This is a genomic window from Azonexus hydrophilus (assembly GCF_905120355.1).
GTDB lineage: Bacteria > Pseudomonadota > Gammaproteobacteria > Burkholderiales > Rhodocyclaceae > Azonexus.
On sequence record NZ_CAJHOB010000022.1, the window covers coordinates 16,705 to 33,925 of the forward strand.

The 17,221-nt window shown below is 62.4% G+C and carries 15 protein-coding genes; 10 read left to right on the plus strand and 5 right to left on the minus strand.

Features of this window, described 5'->3' with window-relative positions; all coding sequences use genetic code 11:
- Nucleotides 1-9 precede the first annotated feature (9 nt).
- Nucleotides 10-1,107 (minus strand): quinolinate synthase NadA, encoded by a 1,098-nt coding sequence (nadA, locus tag JYJ39_RS13215; RefSeq protein WP_205204954.1) that lies wholly within the window; start codon nt 1,105-1,107, stop codon nt 10-12.
- 22 nt (nt 1,108-1,129) lie between these two features.
- Nucleotides 1,130-1,582 (minus strand): rhodanese-like domain-containing protein, encoded by a 453-nt coding sequence (locus JYJ39_RS13220; RefSeq protein ID WP_205204956.1) that lies wholly within the window; start codon nt 1,580-1,582, stop codon nt 1,130-1,132.
- A 45-nt stretch (nt 1,583-1,627) separates the two neighbouring features.
- On the opposite strand from JYJ39_RS13220, the gene JYJ39_RS13225 reads away from it, so the two are divergent.
- The 5 genes from JYJ39_RS13225 to zapD all read left to right on the plus strand — a co-directional run bounded on the left by JYJ39_RS13225 (nt 1,628) and on the right by zapD (nt 6,479).
- Entirely contained in the window at nt 1,628-2,794 is a 1,167-nt protein-coding gene (locus JYJ39_RS13225; protein WP_205204958.1) for a cation diffusion facilitator family transporter, read from the plus strand.
- Between the two features lie 79 nt (nt 2,795-2,873).
- Nucleotides 2,874-4,244 (plus strand): TrpB-like pyridoxal phosphate-dependent enzyme, encoded by a 1,371-nt coding sequence (locus tag JYJ39_RS13230; protein ID WP_205204960.1) that lies wholly within the window; start codon nt 2,874-2,876, stop codon nt 4,242-4,244.
- Between the two features lie 9 nt (nt 4,245-4,253).
- Nucleotides 4,254-4,952 carry an SPOR domain-containing protein gene (locus tag JYJ39_RS13235; RefSeq protein WP_205204962.1) on the plus strand — a complete coding sequence of 233 codons (699 nt, stop codon included), beginning with the start codon at nt 4,254-4,256 and terminating at the stop codon, nt 4,950-4,952.
- Nucleotides 4,949-5,584 (plus strand): dephospho-CoA kinase, encoded by a 636-nt coding sequence (gene coaE, locus JYJ39_RS13240; RefSeq protein WP_240189660.1) that lies wholly within the window; start codon nt 4,949-4,951, stop codon nt 5,582-5,584. Before JYJ39_RS13235 ends, coaE begins: the two co-directional genes overlap by 4 nt.
- Before the next feature lie 136 nt (nt 5,585-5,720).
- Complete coding sequence (zapD, locus tag JYJ39_RS13245) at nt 5,721-6,479, plus strand: cell division protein ZapD (protein ID WP_205204964.1); 759 nt, start codon at nt 5,721-5,723, stop codon at nt 6,477-6,479.
- 10 nt (nt 6,480-6,489) lie between these two features.
- On the opposite strand, the gene msrA is transcribed toward zapD, so the two are convergent.
- Entirely contained in the window at nt 6,490-7,815 is a 1,326-nt protein-coding gene (gene msrA, locus JYJ39_RS14245) for a peptide-methionine (S)-S-oxide reductase MsrA (protein ID WP_205204966.1), read from the minus strand.
- 93 nt (nt 7,816-7,908) lie between these two features.
- Here msrA and JYJ39_RS13255 point away from each other — a divergent pair, with 93 nt between their 5' ends.
- Complete coding sequence (locus tag JYJ39_RS13255; protein WP_205204968.1) at nt 7,909-8,103, plus strand: DNA gyrase inhibitor YacG; 195 nt, start codon at nt 7,909-7,911, stop codon at nt 8,101-8,103.
- 1 nt (nt 8,104) lies between these two features.
- Here JYJ39_RS13255 and JYJ39_RS13260 read toward each other — a convergent pair whose 3' ends face one another.
- Nucleotides 8,105-9,061 carry a Nudix family hydrolase gene (locus tag JYJ39_RS13260; protein ID WP_205204970.1) on the minus strand — a complete coding sequence of 319 codons (957 nt, stop codon included), beginning with the start codon at nt 9,059-9,061 and terminating at the stop codon, nt 8,105-8,107.
- Entirely contained in the window at nt 9,058-9,927 is an 870-nt protein-coding gene (locus tag JYJ39_RS13265; RefSeq protein WP_205204982.1) for an ATP-binding protein, read from the minus strand. The genes JYJ39_RS13260 and JYJ39_RS13265 overlap by 4 nt, the downstream gene beginning before the upstream one ends.
- A 47-nt stretch (nt 9,928-9,974) precedes the next feature.
- Between JYJ39_RS13265 and mltA the strand changes: the two genes are divergently transcribed.
- The 4 genes from mltA to JYJ39_RS13285 all read left to right on the plus strand — a co-directional run bounded on the left by mltA (nt 9,975) and on the right by JYJ39_RS13285 (nt 17,158).
- Nucleotides 9,975-11,228 carry a murein transglycosylase A gene (gene mltA, locus JYJ39_RS13270; protein WP_205204972.1) on the plus strand — a complete coding sequence of 418 codons (1,254 nt, stop codon included), beginning with the start codon at nt 9,975-9,977 and terminating at the stop codon, nt 11,226-11,228.
- A gap of 100 nt (nt 11,229-11,328) precedes the next feature.
- Nucleotides 11,329-15,204 (plus strand): DUF3683 domain-containing protein, encoded by a 3,876-nt coding sequence (locus tag JYJ39_RS13275; protein WP_205204974.1) that lies wholly within the window; start codon nt 11,329-11,331, stop codon nt 15,202-15,204.
- A gap of 8 nt (nt 15,205-15,212) precedes the next feature.
- On the plus strand, nt 15,213-15,650 hold the full coding sequence (locus JYJ39_RS13280; protein ID WP_205204975.1) for an HIT family protein: 438 nt from the start codon (nt 15,213-15,215) through the stop codon (nt 15,648-15,650).
- Nucleotides 15,647-17,158, plus strand: coding sequence for a hypothetical protein (locus tag JYJ39_RS13285; RefSeq protein WP_205204977.1), 1,512 nt, complete (start codon nt 15,647-15,649; stop codon nt 17,156-17,158). Before JYJ39_RS13280 ends, JYJ39_RS13285 begins: the two co-directional genes overlap by 4 nt.
- Nucleotides 17,159-17,221 lie beyond the last annotated feature (63 nt).

Consider the following 17,221-nt stretch of genomic DNA (forward strand, 5'->3'; position numbering starts at 1 on the left):
GCTGCCGGATCAGGAGATTTCCAGCATGCGGTCGAGCGCCAGGCGTGCGTTTGCGACCTCGTGCGCCGGCACACGGATCGGATTGACCACCTGCCCCGCCGCCAGATTCTCCAGCGTCCACGCCAGATGCTGCGGGTCGATGCGCTGCATGGTCGAACACATGCAGACGGTGGTGGCCATGAACTGCACGATCTTGTTCTGCGGCAGCACTTCCTTGGCCAGGCGGTCGACCAGGTTGAGCTCGGTGCCGACCAGCCAGCGTGTCCCTGGCTCCGATTCCTTGATGGTCTTGACGATGTGTTCGGTGGACCCGACGTAATCGGCCGCGGCGCAGACTGCAAAATTGCATTCCGGGTGGGCAATCACCTTGCCTTCCGGGTATTTGGCACGGAACGCATCGATCTGTGGTTTCTGGAACATCTGGTGCACCGAGCAATGGCCCTTCCACAGGAGGATGCGCGCCTTCCGGATCTGTTCCGGGGTCAGTCCGCCCATTTCCAGATCGGGATCCCACACCACCATCTCATCCATGGCAATGCCCAGCTTGTGCCCTGTCCAGCGGCCCAGGTGCTGGTCCGGGAAGAACAGGATCTTGGGCCGCTGCGCAAACGCCCACTGGGCGATGGTGCCCGCGTTGGAGGACGTGCACACGATACCGCCATGCTCGCCACAAAAAGCTTTCAAATCGGCGGCAGAGTTGATGTAGGTCACCGGCGTCACCTCCTGCTCCGCTGGCAAGACTGACGACAGCTCACGCCAGCAGCGCTCGACCTTGGCCAGGTTCGCCATGTCGGCCATCGAACAGCCCGCCGCGAGATCGGGCAGGATGGCGGTCTGTTGCGGTGCTGTCATCAGGTCCGCCACTTCGGCCATGAAATGCACGCCGCAAAACACCACGTACTCGGCATCGGTCTGTGCCGCGAGTTTCGCCAACTTGAGCGAATCGCCGGTCAGGTCCGCGTGTTGATAGACATCGGCACGCTGGTAGTGGTGACAGAGGATGACGGCTTTTTTGCCCAGCTTGGCACGGGCGGCACGGATGCGCTCCTGACAGTCGGCATCGGAAAGCGAGTTGAACTGGGAAAAGGGAATCGGTACGTTGTGCATGGTGTGTCTGTATCCGTAAGAATCAACCCTGGTGCCAGGGTAAGCCGGCATGGCGCCAGCCGCCAATCTTGTTGCGCTGGCCACGGGCATCGCGGTCGCCCTCGAAACCTTCCAGGACGTTGTAACAGTTGGTATAACCCAGCTCGCTGGCCTGCGCCGCCGCCGCAATCGAACGCACTCCGCTGCGGCAGATGAACATCACCAGCGCTTCGGGATCGACCTGGCGGCGCAGCTCGGCGGCGAAATGCGGATTGCGCCCGCCGCCGGGATACTGGTTCCACTCAATCTCGACCGCCCCGGGAATGCGTCCCACCCAGTCCCATTCGGCGCGCGTGCGCACATCCACCAGCCGCGCCCCGGGTGCCGACGCCCATAACTCGGCGCATTCACACGGCGTCAGCTCCCCTGCGTAGGGACGCTCCAGATCACGCCCCCGGATTTGTGCAATTTCGAGTATTTCCCTCAGTCGGCCCATGATAGTCACTGCTAAAATCGAGGCCGACAGTATAGGACAGTCTGCATGCCTGCCGTTCAACCCACCCCGCCCCACCCCGACAAACTGCGCGCAGGTGAAGCACAACGCGCCACCTGGATCAGCGTCTGGGTCAATTTGCTGCTGACCGGCGTGCAGATGCTGGTCGGTTGGCTGGCGCATTCGCAGTCGCTGGTCGCGCATGGCCTGCATTCGCTCTCCGACCTGCTCTCCGATTTCCTCGTGCTGTGGGCCAGCCATCAGGGCGCCCAACCCGCCGATGGCCAGCATCCGTACGGTCACGCCCGCATCGAAACCGCCGCCACCCTGCTGCTGGGCGTCTCGCTAATCGCCGTTGGCGGCGGCATCATGTGGCAATCTGGACAGCAGCTAGCCAGCGGCATCGGCGCCGAGCCCGTCGGCTGGCTGGCTTTCTGGATCGCCATCCTGACCGTGATCGCCAAAGAAGGGCTGTATCGCTACCTGAATCACGTTGCCCGTCGCCTGCGTTCGCCACTACTCACCGCCAACGCCCTGCACTCACGCGCCGACGCCGCATCGGCGCTGGTCGTGGTAGTCGGCATTGGCGGCGCACTATTCGGCTGGATTTTCCTCGACGCACTGGCGGCCGTGCTGATGGGTTTCATGATTCTCAAGATGGGGGCCGGGCTTGCGCTCGAAGCACTGCGCGAACTGATCGATACCGGCCTCGACGAAACCCGGGTCGAAACCCTCCGCGCCATCCTGCTCGCCAGTCATGGCGTGCGCGGCGTGCATGAACTGCGCACCCGCCGCATGGCGCATCAGGTGCTGGTCGATGTGCACATCCAGGTTGATCCCCGCATCAGCGTTTCCGAAGGCCATCAGATCGCCGAAGCAGCCCGTGCAGCCGTCCTTGCGGCCCAGGACGATGTCCTCGATGTGCTGGTGCACGTCGACCCGGAAGTCGGCGACGCTGCCGACATGGCCGCCGGCCAGTTGCCCAGCCGCGAAATCCTGGTCCCGCAACTGGAGCGGTTGTTCGCCGATCTTCCCCGCCCGGAACGGATGATCCTGCACTATCTCGATGGGCAGATCGAGATCGATCTCTATTTCGCCGCCAGCCGCCTGGAAGACCCGGACATTTCCGGACAAATCGAAGCGCGTTTCAGCGAACGCGCCCGCGCCGAGCCGCTGATCCGTACCCTGCGCTTCAATTTCGTGGTCACGCCGTAGCGCGGCATACCTTGGTCCGCCGCAGCTTTTCGGGTAATTTAGCGGGTTTGCAGCATCTGCCGCCTGAAGAGAGACCAATATGACACCGTTGCGCATCAACCTGGAACAAGACGAGATCCCGACCCACTGGTACAACGTCGTCGCCGACATGGCCCAGCCGCCGCTGCCGCCGCTCGGACCGGACGGCAATCCGGTCGCACCGGAAGCCATGGGCGCGATTTTCCCGGGGCCCATCCTGGAACAGGAAATGAGCAGCGAGCGCTGGATCGCCATTCCGGATGAAGTCCGCCAGATTTATGCGCAATGGCGCCCCACCCCCCTCTGCCGGGCATTGCGGCTGGAGCAGATGCTAGGCACCCCGGCCAAGATTTTCTTCAAATACGAAGGCGGCTCCCCCGCTGGTTCGCACAAACCCAATTCCGCCGTGCCGCAGGCCTATTACAACAAGCTGGCCGGCACCAAAAAGCTGACCACCGAAACCGGCGCTGGCCAGTGGGGCTCGTCGATTGCCTACGCCGGCCAGATGTTCGATCTGCCGGTGCGTGTATTCATGGTCAATGTCAGCTACCAGCAGAAGCCCTTCCGCCGTTCCATGATGCAGACCTGGGGCGCCGAAGTGTTCGCCAGCCCGACCAATTTCACCAACGCCGGCCGTGCCGCCCTCGCCGCCGATCCCAACTGTCAGGGCTCACTCGGCCTGGCCATTTCGGAAGCCGTGGAAGAAGCGGCCGCCGACCCGCACACCTGCTACACCCTGGGCTCGGTGCTCAATCACGTGATCCTGCACCAGTCGATCGTCGGCCTGGAAGCAAAGAAACAGTTCGAGAAAATCGGCCTCTATCCGGACGTCGTGTTCGGCCCCTGCGGCGGCGGCTCCAGCTTCGGCGGCATTGCCTTTCCGTTCCTCGCCGACCGCGCTGCCGGCGACAAACGGGCGGAAAAACTGCGCCTGGTCGCAGTCGAACCGACTTCCTGCCCGACCCTGACCAAGGGCGCCTACGCTTATGACTACGGCGATTCATCCGGCTACACGCCGATCATGAAGATGTACACCCTCGGGCACGATTTCATGCCCCCCGGCATCCATGCCGGCGGCCTGCGCTACCACGGCGCCTCGCCCCTGGTCTCGCAGCTGTTCCACGAACAGCAACTGGAGGCGGTCGCCGTGCCGCAAATCGGCACTTTCGAGGCTGGCGTGCAGTTTGCTCGTGCCGAAGGCATCATCCCCGCCCCCGAGTCCTGCCACGCCATCCGTGCAGCCATCGACGAAGCCTTGCGCTGCAAGGCCACTGGCGAGGAAAAAACCATCCTCTTCTGCCTGACCGGCCACGGCCATTTCGACATGGCGTCCTACGACAAATTTTTCAGCGGCAAGCTGGAAGATTACGAGTACCCGGCCGAAGCCATCGTCGAATCGCTGCAGCATCTCCCCCTGAAGCATCTGGACTGAGGCCGGGTGATGCGCGTCCTGATTTTCCTGCTCGTTCTTGCCAACCTCCTGTTCTACGCGTTTAGCCACGGCCTGTTCGGCAGCGAGGTGAGCAACGAAGCGGCCAACCTGCAGGAAATCAACCCGCAGCAGGTCCGCATTCTCAGCCGCGGCGAACCGCCGGCCGGGGATGCGCCGCCGGCGGCCGAGCCGGCAACGGACGCAGCGGAACTGGCGCCAGTGGCCTCCCGCCAGGAGCAGCCCGCTGTCTGCCTGCAAGCATCCGCGCTGCCCGAGGGCGAGCGGGCGGCGCTGCAGATCCTCATCAGCACGAAATTTCCCGGCTTCACCCTGCAAGAAATTCCGGCACCGGCGCACAGCTGGTGGGTCTATATCCCACCGCTCGCCGACCGCATCAAGGCCGACAAAAAAGCACAGGAACTGAAGGGGCTGGGCGTCGCCGACTACTTCATCGTGCAGGAGGGTGCGCAGCGCCACGCCATTTCCCTCGGCATCTTCAGCAGTGAAAAAAGCGCCAGCGACCACCTGGTGCAGTTGCGCAAACAAGGCGTACGCTCAGCGGTCATGACCGCGCGCCCGGACAAGAATGACACCCCCAAAGTCCGCCTGCGCGGCCCCGCCGAGCAATTACCGGAATTTCGCAGCGCGCTGGCCGAGATCATTGCAGCGGAAACCTTGCCCCAGTTTCAGGAGATCAACTGTCGGTGAATGCCACCCGCCTGCCCCCTTATTGCGTTGGGCTGACGGGCGGCATCGGCAGCGGAAAAAGTACGGTTGCCGCGCATTTCGTACGCCTTGGCGCCGATCTGATCGACACCGATGCCATCGCCCGTCAGCTGACAGCCCCTGGCGGTGCCGCCCTGCCACAACTGTGCGCCGCTTTTGGCCAAAACATCCTGACTGCCGATGGCGCGCTCGATCGAGCGGCCATGCGCCAGCGCGTCTTCAGCGATCCTGCCGCACGCCAGCGTCTGGAAGCCATCCTCCACCCGCGCATTCGTGAGCTGGCCCTGGCCCGCAGCCAGGCCAGTCAGGCGCCCTATGTATTGTTCGATGTCCCCCTGCTGGCCGAATCACCGGCTTGGCAGGCACACTGCGCACGCATTCTGGTCGTGGATTGCCCGATAGAACTGCAAATCAGCCGGGTCATGGCGCGCAACGGCCTGCCGCGCGCAGAGGTCGAACGCATCTTGGCCAGCCAGGCCAGCCGCGCCCAGCGACTGGCCATTGCCGACGACGTGATCGACAACAGCGGTGACCGCCCCCACCTAGAAGCGCAAATCCCACCCTTGCACCAGCATTACCTGCGCGCAGCCCTGACCCGAGTGGCGAGAAAATAAGCTCAGATAACCCATTGAGATTTACTCCCAATTCGTTCAGAATAAAAGGGATTTATCGAACAAGATCGGCTGCCCACCATCGCCAGAGGCAGCCTCCATCGACCTTATATACGCCCTGCGGCGCGCGAATCCTCGAGTGATCACCTACGAATACCCGTTCAATGAGCGTATCCGCACGCTCCTGCGTCTCGAAGACCTGTTCGAGAAAGCGGCGTATTTCATCCAGGCTGACGGTCGCCTCGAACATCACGCGGCCCTGGCCACCTTGTTCGAAATCCTGGAAACAGCCGGGCGCGCCGATCTCAAGATGGATCTGCTGCAGGAACTGGAGCGGCAGCGCCAGACCCTGCTGTCGTTTCGCAACAACCCGGAAATTTCCGAAGAAGCCCTCTCTGGCGCCCTGTACGAAATCGAACAATCCTCGGCCGCATTACTGGCCACCAACGGCAAGGTCGGCCAGCACCTGCGCGACAACGACTGGCTGATGAGCATCAAGAGCCGCGTCGCCATTCCCGGCGGCGTCTGCGAATTCGATCTCCCCTCCTATCACTGGTGGCTGCACCGTGCAGTGGAAACGCGTCGCACCGACCTGGAAACCTGGAGCAAACCCCTGTTCGCGCTGCGCGATGCCGCCGCCATCGTCCTCCGCCTGCTGCGCTCCAGCGGTCGACCCCAGAACCACCTGGCCAAACTCGGCCAATTCCAGCTCAATCTGGGCGGCACCTCTGCCCAGATGGTCCGCGTCGAACTCGACAGCGGCGAGGCCGCCGTACCGGAAGTCAGCGCCAACAAGTACTTCCTCAACATCCGCTTCACCCGCCCGCCGGTCAACGAGATCAAGGCACGCAGCTGCGACCACGACGTTTCCTTCGCCCTGACCTTCTGCAACCTCTGAGCAACCGGACTCAGCGCCGCTTGTCACCAGCGGCACTAGCATCCGGCACAAATTTCAACACCTTGCCATTGATGCAGTAGCGTTTGCCGCTAGGCGGCGGACCGTCATCAAACACGTGCCCCAGATGAATGCCTGAGCTGGCGCTGCGCACTTCGGTGCGCACCATGCCATGCGAACGATCCGGATGCAGAGTGATAGCCCCAGGCAACGGCTGGAAAAAACTGGGCCAGCCGCTGCCGCTGTCAAATTTGCTGTCCGTGCGGAACAACGCCACCCCACTGACAGGATCGACAAAAGTGCCGGGGCGTTTTTCATCCAGATGCGAACCCGTAAACGGGCGTTCGGTGCCTTGTTCAAAGGCAATCCGCCGTTGTTCCGGCGTCAGCAGCTGCCCACCCAGCCAGCGCCAGAAGGCGGCGCGATCACCGTCGTAGCCGGTATAGCGCGACACCTCCAGAGCCTGTTCGAACAACACGATGGTCGGCGTGGCGAACAACGCCTTTTCCAGCGTCCAGCCCGCCGGGGGCTGCGCACTCAGACTGCGCGCAACGGGCACATCGGCCTGCCAGCGGGCCAGAATCTCTGTCGCAAACTTTCGGCAAAAGCCGCACTCTTCCGCCTCGAAAACGATCAATTGCCGGCGGGTATTCAGCGTTGCCGGATCAAGCGCCGCCGGTACCGGTTTCGCCTCTGCGGTAGCCGGGGCGGCCACGCCCGGATAGGCCACCCCGGTGCCCCCCAGGCCGCAATAGCCGTTGGGGTTTTTCTGCAGGTAATCCTGGTGCTCATCCTCCGCCCGCGTGTAATTGCGGAGCGGTGCGATTTCCGTGGTGATTGCCGGGAAACCGGCACGTGCCAGTGCTCCCTGGTAAACCTCCCGGGTTTTCAGCGCAATTTTTTGCTGGGCGGCATCGGCGTAATAGATTGCGCTGCGGTAATTGCTGCCCCGATCGTTCCCCTGCCGGTCGCCCTGGGTCGGGTCGTGGTTTTCCCAGAAATGCGCCAATACGCGTTCCAGGCTCACCTGTTGGGGGTCGAACCGCACCTTGACCACTTCAGCGTGGTTGCGCTCCTTGCTCAAACCACGCTGGAGGCGCGTTTCCGTCGTCAACACCTGACGGTAGGTCGTATTGACGCTATCTCCGCCGGCATACCCGCTTTCCACGTCGAGTACGCCCGGCAACTGCGCCATACGCCTTTCCGCGCCCCAGAAACAGCCCATCCCGAGAACGATGCTCTCCATTTTCTTCTCCTTAGCCACCACATATCCTGCCGGAGCCGCCAGCAAACAACCCGCCAGCCCGAGGTATCCCATCAATCGGATCAAACTTCGCATATCTCTCTCCTGCTCCTGCACAATCAACTGTCGCTGGTCTTTGAGCCGGCTGCCGAGTAATAATTCCCGCCTTTGCTGTCCTGGATTTCCATCATGTCCTCATCTCCCCGTCAGGTGCGCTGTCCGCAATGCGGCAACAACGCGCCTTGGTCCACCGACAACCCATGGCGGCCATTTTGCTGCGAACGCTGCAAGCAAATCGATCTGGGCGCCTGGGCTAACGACAGTTACAGTATCGCGGGCCAGGCAGCATCAGCTGACGACAGCCCACCCGCCCGCGACGACTGAGTCACCAGCCGCGCATCAGGGCCAGCCCGTGCGCACCATGCTGCTGGGCAATCGCGCGCCGATCTTCCCGCATGCCGCCCAACGCCAGCACAGGCAGGGCATTCCCTGCGCATTGCGCGGCAAACCCTGCCCAGCCAAGGACGTCGGCACCGGGATGCGTCGGCGTCGGCAGCACCGGGCCAAGCAAGGCGTAGTCCAGCTCAAGTTCGCCCGCACGGGCGATTTCAGCGGCGTTGTGACAGGAGGCCCCAACCCAGGCGAACTCCGGGCGCGCCTGACAGCCGGCCAGCGCCGCTGCCGAGAGGTGCAGGCCATCTGCGGCGCAGTGGCGCGCCAGTTCGGCATCGTCATTGACCACCAGCAATGCGCCATGCGCCCGTGCCAAGGCGCTTGCCGCCCGGGCAAGCGCTGCACGCTCGGCGGACGGCAGGGTTTTGTCGCGAATCTGGATCAGCACCCTGGCGTGCGCTTGCTGCGCCGTCAGATATTTTTCCAGTCGTTGCAGCCAGCTCGCCACGCCCTCCGTCTCGGCCATGGAGATCAGCAGGGTCTCGGGTAATTCCAGCGCTTTCAGAATCGGACCGTTGGCCGGCAGGATAGGTGCCAGTTGCGGTGCGCAACCACGCGCCACCCAGGCAGCGGCACTGTGTTCGAGCGGAGCGCTGACGCCGATTTCACCCTGCCAGGCCGTCACCTGCCAGAAATGCAGACGCACCGTGGCGTGCGGATAGGTGAACTGGCGGCGCAGCCAGGGATGACAGGCTGTCACCTCAATCCCCAGCTCTTCCTGCAACTCGCGCCGCAAGGCCGCTTCGACCGACTCGCCCGGTTCCACCTTGCCACCGGGAAATTCCCAGTAACCGGCATAAACCTTCCCCGGCGGCCGTTGCGCCAGCAGGTATTCCCTACCCTCCGCTCGCAGCAGGACAGCTGCTGCCACATCGACAATCTTGCTCATGACTGCCGCCCGGCCAGATCGCGGGCAAACTGCCAGGCCACCCGGCCGGAACGGGAACCCCGCGCCAGCGCCCAGTTCAGCGCTTCCCGCTCGCTCGCGGCAATCACTGCCGCCGGCACACCCAGCACCGCTGCCCAGTGGGCGAATACCGCCAGATAATCGTCCTGCGAGAAGGGATAGAAGGAAATCCACAAGCCGAAGCGCTCGGACAACGAAATTTTTTCCTCGATCGCCTCACCCGGATGAATCTCTTCGCCTACCCGGTGTTGTTCGAGATTTTCCGCCATGTATTCCGGCATCAGATGGCGGCGGTTGGAAGTGGCGTAGATGAGCACATTGTCGGGCGGCGCCGCAACCGAGCCGTCAAGCACTGATTTCAGCGCCTTGTAGGCGGTTTCTCCGGCCTCGAACGACAGGTCGTCGCAGAACAGGATGAACCGCTCCGGCCGACCCTGCAGCAGCTCAACGATATCCGGCAAATCAATGAGATCGTCCTTATCGACCTCGATCAAACGCAATCCGTCAGCGGCGAATTCATTCAGCACGGCTTTCACCAGCGAAGATTTGCCGCAGCCGCGGGCGCCGGTCAGCAGGACGTTGTTGGCGCCATGGCCGGCAACGAACTGGCGGGTGTTGGCAACGATGCGCGCCTTTTGCTCATCCACCGTCTCGATGTCGGCCAGGCGGATCGGATGCGGTTTCGTCACCGGTTGCAGCCAGCCTTGCGTCCCGCGTTTGCGCCAGCGAAATGCCACCGCTGCGTTCCAGTCCGGCGGCGGCTGCGTGCCGGGCAACAGGTTTTCCAGCCGCGCCAGCACGCGGTCGGCACGGTCAAACAGTTCTTCGAGGCGGTCGGGAGCAATCATCATGACGGGTATACTGCGCTGCAAAACGCCCTACTCTAGCGAAAGCCATGTTCAAACGCCAAACCCTTCTACTGCCCGGCGCACTCGCCGTTGCGCTGTTGTTGAGTGCCTGCGAGCACTTCCCATCCGTTCTCCCCGCCCCGGAAAGCACGGCACCGACGGCAGCCGCCACACCTGCCAGCTGCCCCCCCTGCGCTGCCTGCCCGGCGTGTCCGACCGCTGAAAAGCCACAGCCCCCGGCATTCACCCGCCGCTTCACTGCGGCGACTTGGGAAGACCTCCCCGGTTGGCAGAAAGATGACCACAGTGCAGCTTGGCCGGCCTTTCAACAAAGCTGTCGCGGCCTTGCCAAACGCGCCGGCGCCGAGGCCTGGCAAGCTGTTTGCAGTCGCGCCGAGGCCGTGGATGGCACATCGGCAAGCGCCGTCCGTGCGTTTTTTGAACGCGAGCTGCGTCCTTACGCCGTGTCCACCGACGACCCGCAAGCCACCGAAGGCATGGTCACCGGCTACTACGAACCCCTGTTGCTCGGCAGCCGGCAGCAAAGCCAGCGCTTTGCCTTTCCCGTCCATGCAGTCCCCGACAATCTGCTCACCGTCGAACTCGGCGACCTGTTCCCGGAACTCAAGGGCAAACGGGTACGCGGCCGCGTTGAAGGCAACAAGCTGGTGCCGTACTGGACGCGCGGCGAAATTCTCGCCCAGGAGCAGCAACTGCCCGCCAAAACGCTGGCCTGGGTCAATGATCCGATCGAACTGTTCTTCCTGCAGATTCAGGGCTCCGGCCGTATCCGCCTGCCCGACGGCAGCCTGATGCGGGTCAATTACGCCGATCAGAACGGCCACCCGTACCGCTCCATCGGTCGCCTGCTGGTCGAGCGCGGCGACCTGAAACTGGAAGAAGCGTCGATGCAGGGGATTCAGGCCTGGGCGCGCGCCAACCCGTCGCGTCTCGACGAACTGCTCAACAGCAACCCCAGCTATGTCTTTTTCCGCGAGATGCCGGCCAGCGATGACGGCCCGATCGGCGCACTGGGCGTGCCCCTGACTGCGGAACGCAGCATCGCCATCGACCCGCGCTCGATTCCGCTCGGCGCTCCGGTCTTTCTCGCCACCACCCGCCCCAACTCGTCCCGGCCGCTGCAACGCCTGGTCATGGCACAGGATACTGGCGGCGCCATCCGCGGTGCCGTGCGCGCTGATTTCTTCTGGGGTTTCGGTAAGGAAGCCGGCGCGCTCGCTGGCCGCATGAAGCAGAACGGGCGCATGTGGGTGCTGCTGCCGGAAGGGCTTGCCCCCTGAAGCAGGCTGAACCGATCCGCAGCGGCGCGGTCTACCCGGGCCGCGTGTTGTACCGCAATACGCTAAAATCCACCCTTTGACAGATTCCGGTTGCCTGCCCATGACCGCCCGCCTGCGCGAAATCCCCTACAACTACACCTCCTTTTCTGACCGCGAGATCGTCATCCGTCTGCTCGGCAGCGAACTGTGGAAAGTGCTCGACGAGTTGCGCGCCGAACGCATTACTGGCCGATCGGCACGCATGCTGTACGAAATCCTCGGCGACATGTGGGTGGTACAGCGCAACCCTTACCTGGAAGATGATCTGCTGGCCAACCCGGAGCGCCGCGATGCGCTGATCGAGGCACTGCGCCACCGTCTGCGTGAAGTCGAGAAGCGCCGTATCGAGCGTGAGCAGGAAGATCCGGTGCGCTCGGCTAAGGTGAAGCGCCTGGTGGTTGCAGCGGAAGACGCCATCGTGCGTTTTGCCGCCCGCTTCACGGAAACCCAGGAGATGCGGCGCAAGGTACTGAAGGCGCTGGGCAAGCATACCCGGCGCGACAACATCGCCTTCGACGGCCTGGCTCGGGTGTCGCATGTCACCGACGCCACCGACTGGCGCGTCGAATACCCCTTCGTCGTTCTCTACCCGGACACCGAGGAAGAAATCGGCCATCTCGTGCGCGGCTGCATCGAAGCCGGACTGACCATCATTCCGCGTGGCGGCGGCACCGGCTACACCGGCGGCGCCGTGCCGCTGACGCCCTACTCGGCCGTCATCAATACGGAAAAACTGATCGATCTGGGGCCGGTAGAGGAAATCGTCCTCCCTGGCCACAGCGAGCCCTACGCCACCATCCGCACCGGCGCCGGCGTGGTCACCGACCGCGTATCGGAGGCTGCCACGCTGGCTGGCCGCGTCTTTGCCGTGGACCCGACCTCGGCTTCGGCCTCCTGCATCGGCGGCAACATCGCCATGAACGCCGGCGGCAAGAAGGCCGTGCTGTGGGGTACCGCGCTCGACAACCTGGCCTGGTGGAGAATGGTCGATCCGGACGGCAACTGGCTGGAAGTCGAACGTCTCAACCACAACTTCGGCAAGATCCATGAGCAGGAAAAGGTGGAATTCCGCCTGCGCCGTTTTGATCCGAGCGGCCAGAAACTGCTCAATGAAGAAACGCTCACCCTGCCCGGTGCCGCCTGCCGCAAGATCGGCCTGGGCAAGGATGTCACCGACAAATTCCTCGGCGGCGTGCCGGGCATCCAGAAGGAAGGCACCGACGGCATCATCGTCGCTGCCCGCTGGGTACTGCACAAGATGCCGCCGGTCACCCGTACCGTCTGTCTGGAATTCTTCGGCCAGGTGCGGGAAGCCGTGCCGTCCATCGTCGAGATCACCGACTATTTCAAGCCGGGCGGCGCCGGCCACGCGGCAGGCGTACAACTGGCAGGCCTCGAGCACCTCGACGAGCGCTACGTCAAGGCGGTCGGCTACGCCACCAAGGCCAAGCGTCACGGCCGACCCAAAATGGTACTGATCGGCGATATCGTTGGCCACGACGAAGCTGCTGTCATGCATGCCGCGTCCGAAGTCGTGCGCATGACCAACGTGCGCGGATCAGAGGGCTTCATTGCCGTCACCCCGGAAACACGCAAGAAATTCTGGCTCGACCGCTCGCGTACCGCTGCCATTTCCCGACACACCAACGCCTTCAAGCTCAATGAAGACGTCGTCATTCCGCTGCCACGCATGGGCGACTACTGCGACGGCATCGAGCGCTTCAACATCGAACTGTCGCTGCAGAACAAACTCAAGCTGTGCGATGCACTCAGCGAATTCTTCTCCGGCGAACTACCCATCAACGTCGGCGATACCAAGCTGGACAAGGACACCCTGCTCGGCGACCGGCGCGAGCGGGCACAGGAACACATTGCCAGCGTACGAGCACGCTGGCAGTGGTTGCTCGACAACCTCGACCTACCGCTGGCCGAAGCGGAAAACCGGTTTGCCGAATTCGGCATCCAGGCCGGCGAACTCAGCAACCGGGCCAGCAACCCCACCCTTTTCCACCGCCTGCAGGATTACTCGGTGCGGGCCTCCTGGAAAAAGGAACTGAAAGAACCGCTCGACAACATCTTCAACGGCACCATCTACCGTCCGCTCTCCGAACGCATGGCCGCCGTGCAGCAGGACGTGCTGCGCGGCCGTGTCTTCGTCGCACTGCACATGCATGCCGGCGATGGCAACGTGCACACCAATCTGCCGGTCAATTCCGACGACTACGACATGTTGCGCACCGCCAACCAGACGGTGGAGCGCATCATGCATCTGGCACGTTCGCTCGACGGCGTGATTTCCGGCGAACACGGCATTGGCATCACCAAGCTTGAATTCCTGAGCGAAGACGAAATCGCACCGTTCCGTGCCTACAAACAGAAAGTCGACCCCAACGGTCACTTCAACAAAGGCAAGCTGCTGGCAGAAGGCGATTTGCGCAATGCCTACACACCCTCCTTCTCGTTGCTGGGGGCGGAATCGCTGATCATGGAGCAGTCCGAAATCGGCAAGATTTCCGACATGGTCAAGGACTGCCTGCGCTGCGGTAAATGCAAGCCGGTCTGCTCGACCCATGTGCCGCGCGCCAATCTGCTCTACAGCCCACGCAACAAGATTCTCGCCACCAGCCTGCTGATCGAAGCCTTCCTGTACGAGGAACAGACCCGGCGCGGCATCTCACTGCAGCATTTCAGCGAATTCAACGACGTCGCCGATCACTGCACGATCTGTCACCGTTGCGTCAAACCCTGCCCGGTGGATATCGACTTCGGCGATGTGTCGGTCGCCATGCGCAACTTCCTCAGAAAGCAGGGCAAGAAACGTTTCAGCCCAGGCACGGCAGCAGCCATGACCTACCTCAACCTGAAAGACCCGACCACCATCAAACTGATGCGTGGGGTCATGATGGACTTCGGCTTCAAGGCCCAGCGCCTGGCGCACAAGGCGGCCAAGGCGATGAACCTGATTCAGGACACGCGCCAGCATCCACCGGCCACCGTTGGCGCGCCTTCAGTCAAGACCCAGGTCATCCACTTCCTCAACCGCCCGATGCCCGGCAATCTGCCCAAGCGCACGGCACGCGGCCTGCTCGACATCGAAGACGACAAGGTCATCCCGGTGATCCGCAATCCGCAGAAAACGACGGAGGAATCGGACGCCGTGTTCTACTTCCCCGGCTGTGGCTCCGAGCGCCTGTTTTCCCAGGTCGGCCTGGCGACCCAGGCCATGCTCTACGATCTGGGCGTCACCACCGTCCTGCCCCCCGGCTACCTGTGCTGTGGCTACCCGCAGAACGCCGCGGGCAACGCCGAACTCGCCCACAAGATCAGCACCGACAATCGCGTGCTCTTTCACCGCGTGGCCACAACGCTCAATTATCTCGACATCAAGACCGTGATCGTTTCCTGCGGCACCTGCCTCGACCAGTTGGAAACCTACCAGTTCGAAAAGATATTCCCAGGCTGCCGCTTGCTCGACATCCATGAATACCTGCTGGAAAAGGGTGTCAAGCTCGATGCAGTCGATGGTGTTCGCTACCTCTACCACGAGCCCTGCCACACACCGATCAAGGTGCATGCTTCGGCGACCGTCACCCGCACGCTGCTCGGCCAGAACGTACCGCTCTCGGACCGTTGCTGCGGCGATTCCGGCTCCTTCGCCTATGCGCGGCCGGATGTCGCGACCCAGGTCAAGTTCCGCAAGCAGCAGGAAATCGAAAAAGGGGTTGCCGAACGCCGCAGCGATGGTTTTGCCGGTGACGTCAAGATTCTCACCAGTTGTCCGGCCTGCCTGCAGGGTTTGTCGCGCTACGATGACGATGCCGGCACTCAGGCCGACTATATTGTGGTCGAGTTGGCCAAATACCTGCTGGGAGAGGGCTGGATGGCCGATTACGTAGGCAAGGCCAATAGCGGCGGCATCGAACGTATCCTGCTCTGAATCCGCCCATGCTGACACCTGCCGACAGTTGCCCGCTCTGTCAGGAGACTGCCGGAGCCCTCGTGCTCCAGGCCGAGCGCTATCGTATCGTGCGTGTCATGGACACCGAGCTGCCCGGCTTTTGTCGCGTGATCTGGCAACAGCATGTCGCTGAAATGAGCGACCTGCCGCCAGTTGACCGCCGCGCGCTGATGGCTGTGGTATTTGCCGTCGAACTCGCACTGCGAGACTGCTACCAGCCCGACAAAATCAATCTGGCATCTTTCGGGAATGTCGTTCCGCATTTACACTGGCATATTATCTGCCGCTGGCGCGACGATCCCTGGTTTCCGGAACCGATCTGGGGGCAACGCCAGCGACAGGGGAATGTGTCGTCTGCCACCATCACCGATGCAGTTCTGGCAGCGCGCATTGCCCATTATCTGGCCAGTGGAGTACACGCATGACCGAGCAAAACATTCTGAATTTTCCTGCACAGATCTCCCTTGAATTCGGTCTCGATTACCTGTCCCGGGTCAAGCTGACCAACCTCGCCCTAGCTGAACAGCAGCTCGCTGCCTTTCTCGACAGATTGCTCGAGCAGCCGCCAGAGTCGGGGGTCTTGCTTGAATTGCTCGAGACCCTGCGGGCGCCTCTCTGCTTCATCAATGAAGAGATGGCCCGCCGCTACCACAACAAGATGGTGCCATTGAGCAGCGAGGAAGATGCTGCCTTTCACTCCGTCACCAGCAGCTGGAGCAAGATGTGCCGCGCCTACGCCCTGTGCGCCAGCCTGGTCCGCCCGGCACCGGAGGATCCAGTGTTCCTCAAGTTGATGGCCACCATTCTTTACCGTTGCATCTACTACAGCGGCCAGATCCTGGTCGAACACTACCGTGCCCGGCGCGAACACCCATCGGGCATCTGGCTGGAATTGCACGGCTATTACGCCAGTGCGGAAGAATGGCACATCGCCTATACGCCACTCACCGATCCACTGGAAAACACGGTGCACGCCACGCACTGTGCCGCTGCCTACATTTCTCTTTTGCTGGTCGATATCGCCAGCCCGTACAGTCACAGCGTACGCAATCTCAATCTGCTACGTCGCTGGGCCTGGATGTGGGCACCGCTGGTGTCGATCAGCCCCCTCAATGACGACAACGAACTGCCTCCCTACATCGTTGAACTGCTGCAGGATCAACCCCTGCACCCTAGCGTGACGCTCGAAGGTCCGGCACGCGATGCGCGTCATCTCGATACCCATCGCCTGCACTTGCAGATCCAGCAGTCCATTGGCCAATTGCAACAGCGGATTTCACCGGACGAACTCGGCCTCGGCGATGAAAACCCCAGCCGCGTCTGCAAACTGCTCGAACAACTCTCCCGCCCCTGGTCGCAGTCGGCTTCGCCGCGTCGTTTCCGACGTTTTCCCAGCAGTGGAGCGGCGCACCTGTGCACTGGTTTCGAAGCCATCTTCTATCATCTCGAAAACCAGGCTTTCGAGCAGCCGGACACGGCAAGTGCTTACAGCCGGGCCGATTTCGACACGCTCTACACCTTCCGCGACCAGGTCGACCCAGGCCAGGCACTCACCATTCGCCCACATATCGAGTTTCCGTACGAAACCTGGGAAGTCATCAACCAATCGGCCACAGGATTCCGGCTGATCCGTCAGGAGGGTGGGCAACGTTTATCCCATGGCCAGCTGGTTGCCGTGCGTCCCCATGATGGCAACAAGTATCTGCTTGCATTCGCAACCTGGCTGATGCAGGAAGCGTCCGGCAACCTGATTATCGGCCTGTCCATCCTGCCCGGCCTGCCGCGTGGTGTCCCTTATCGCATTGTCGATCCCCGGGGTGGCAATCTGGAGCGTTTCAACCCGGGCTTTTTATTGCCCCCGAGCCCGCAAGGCGAGGACGAATCCATCATCCTTTGCGGCGGTCACGCTTTTTCGGACAGTTGGCTAAGCTAATGCTGACTGGTTGAAAGGGAAGTGAAAGATGGGAACGAAACGCAAGCAACACAGTGCGGAATT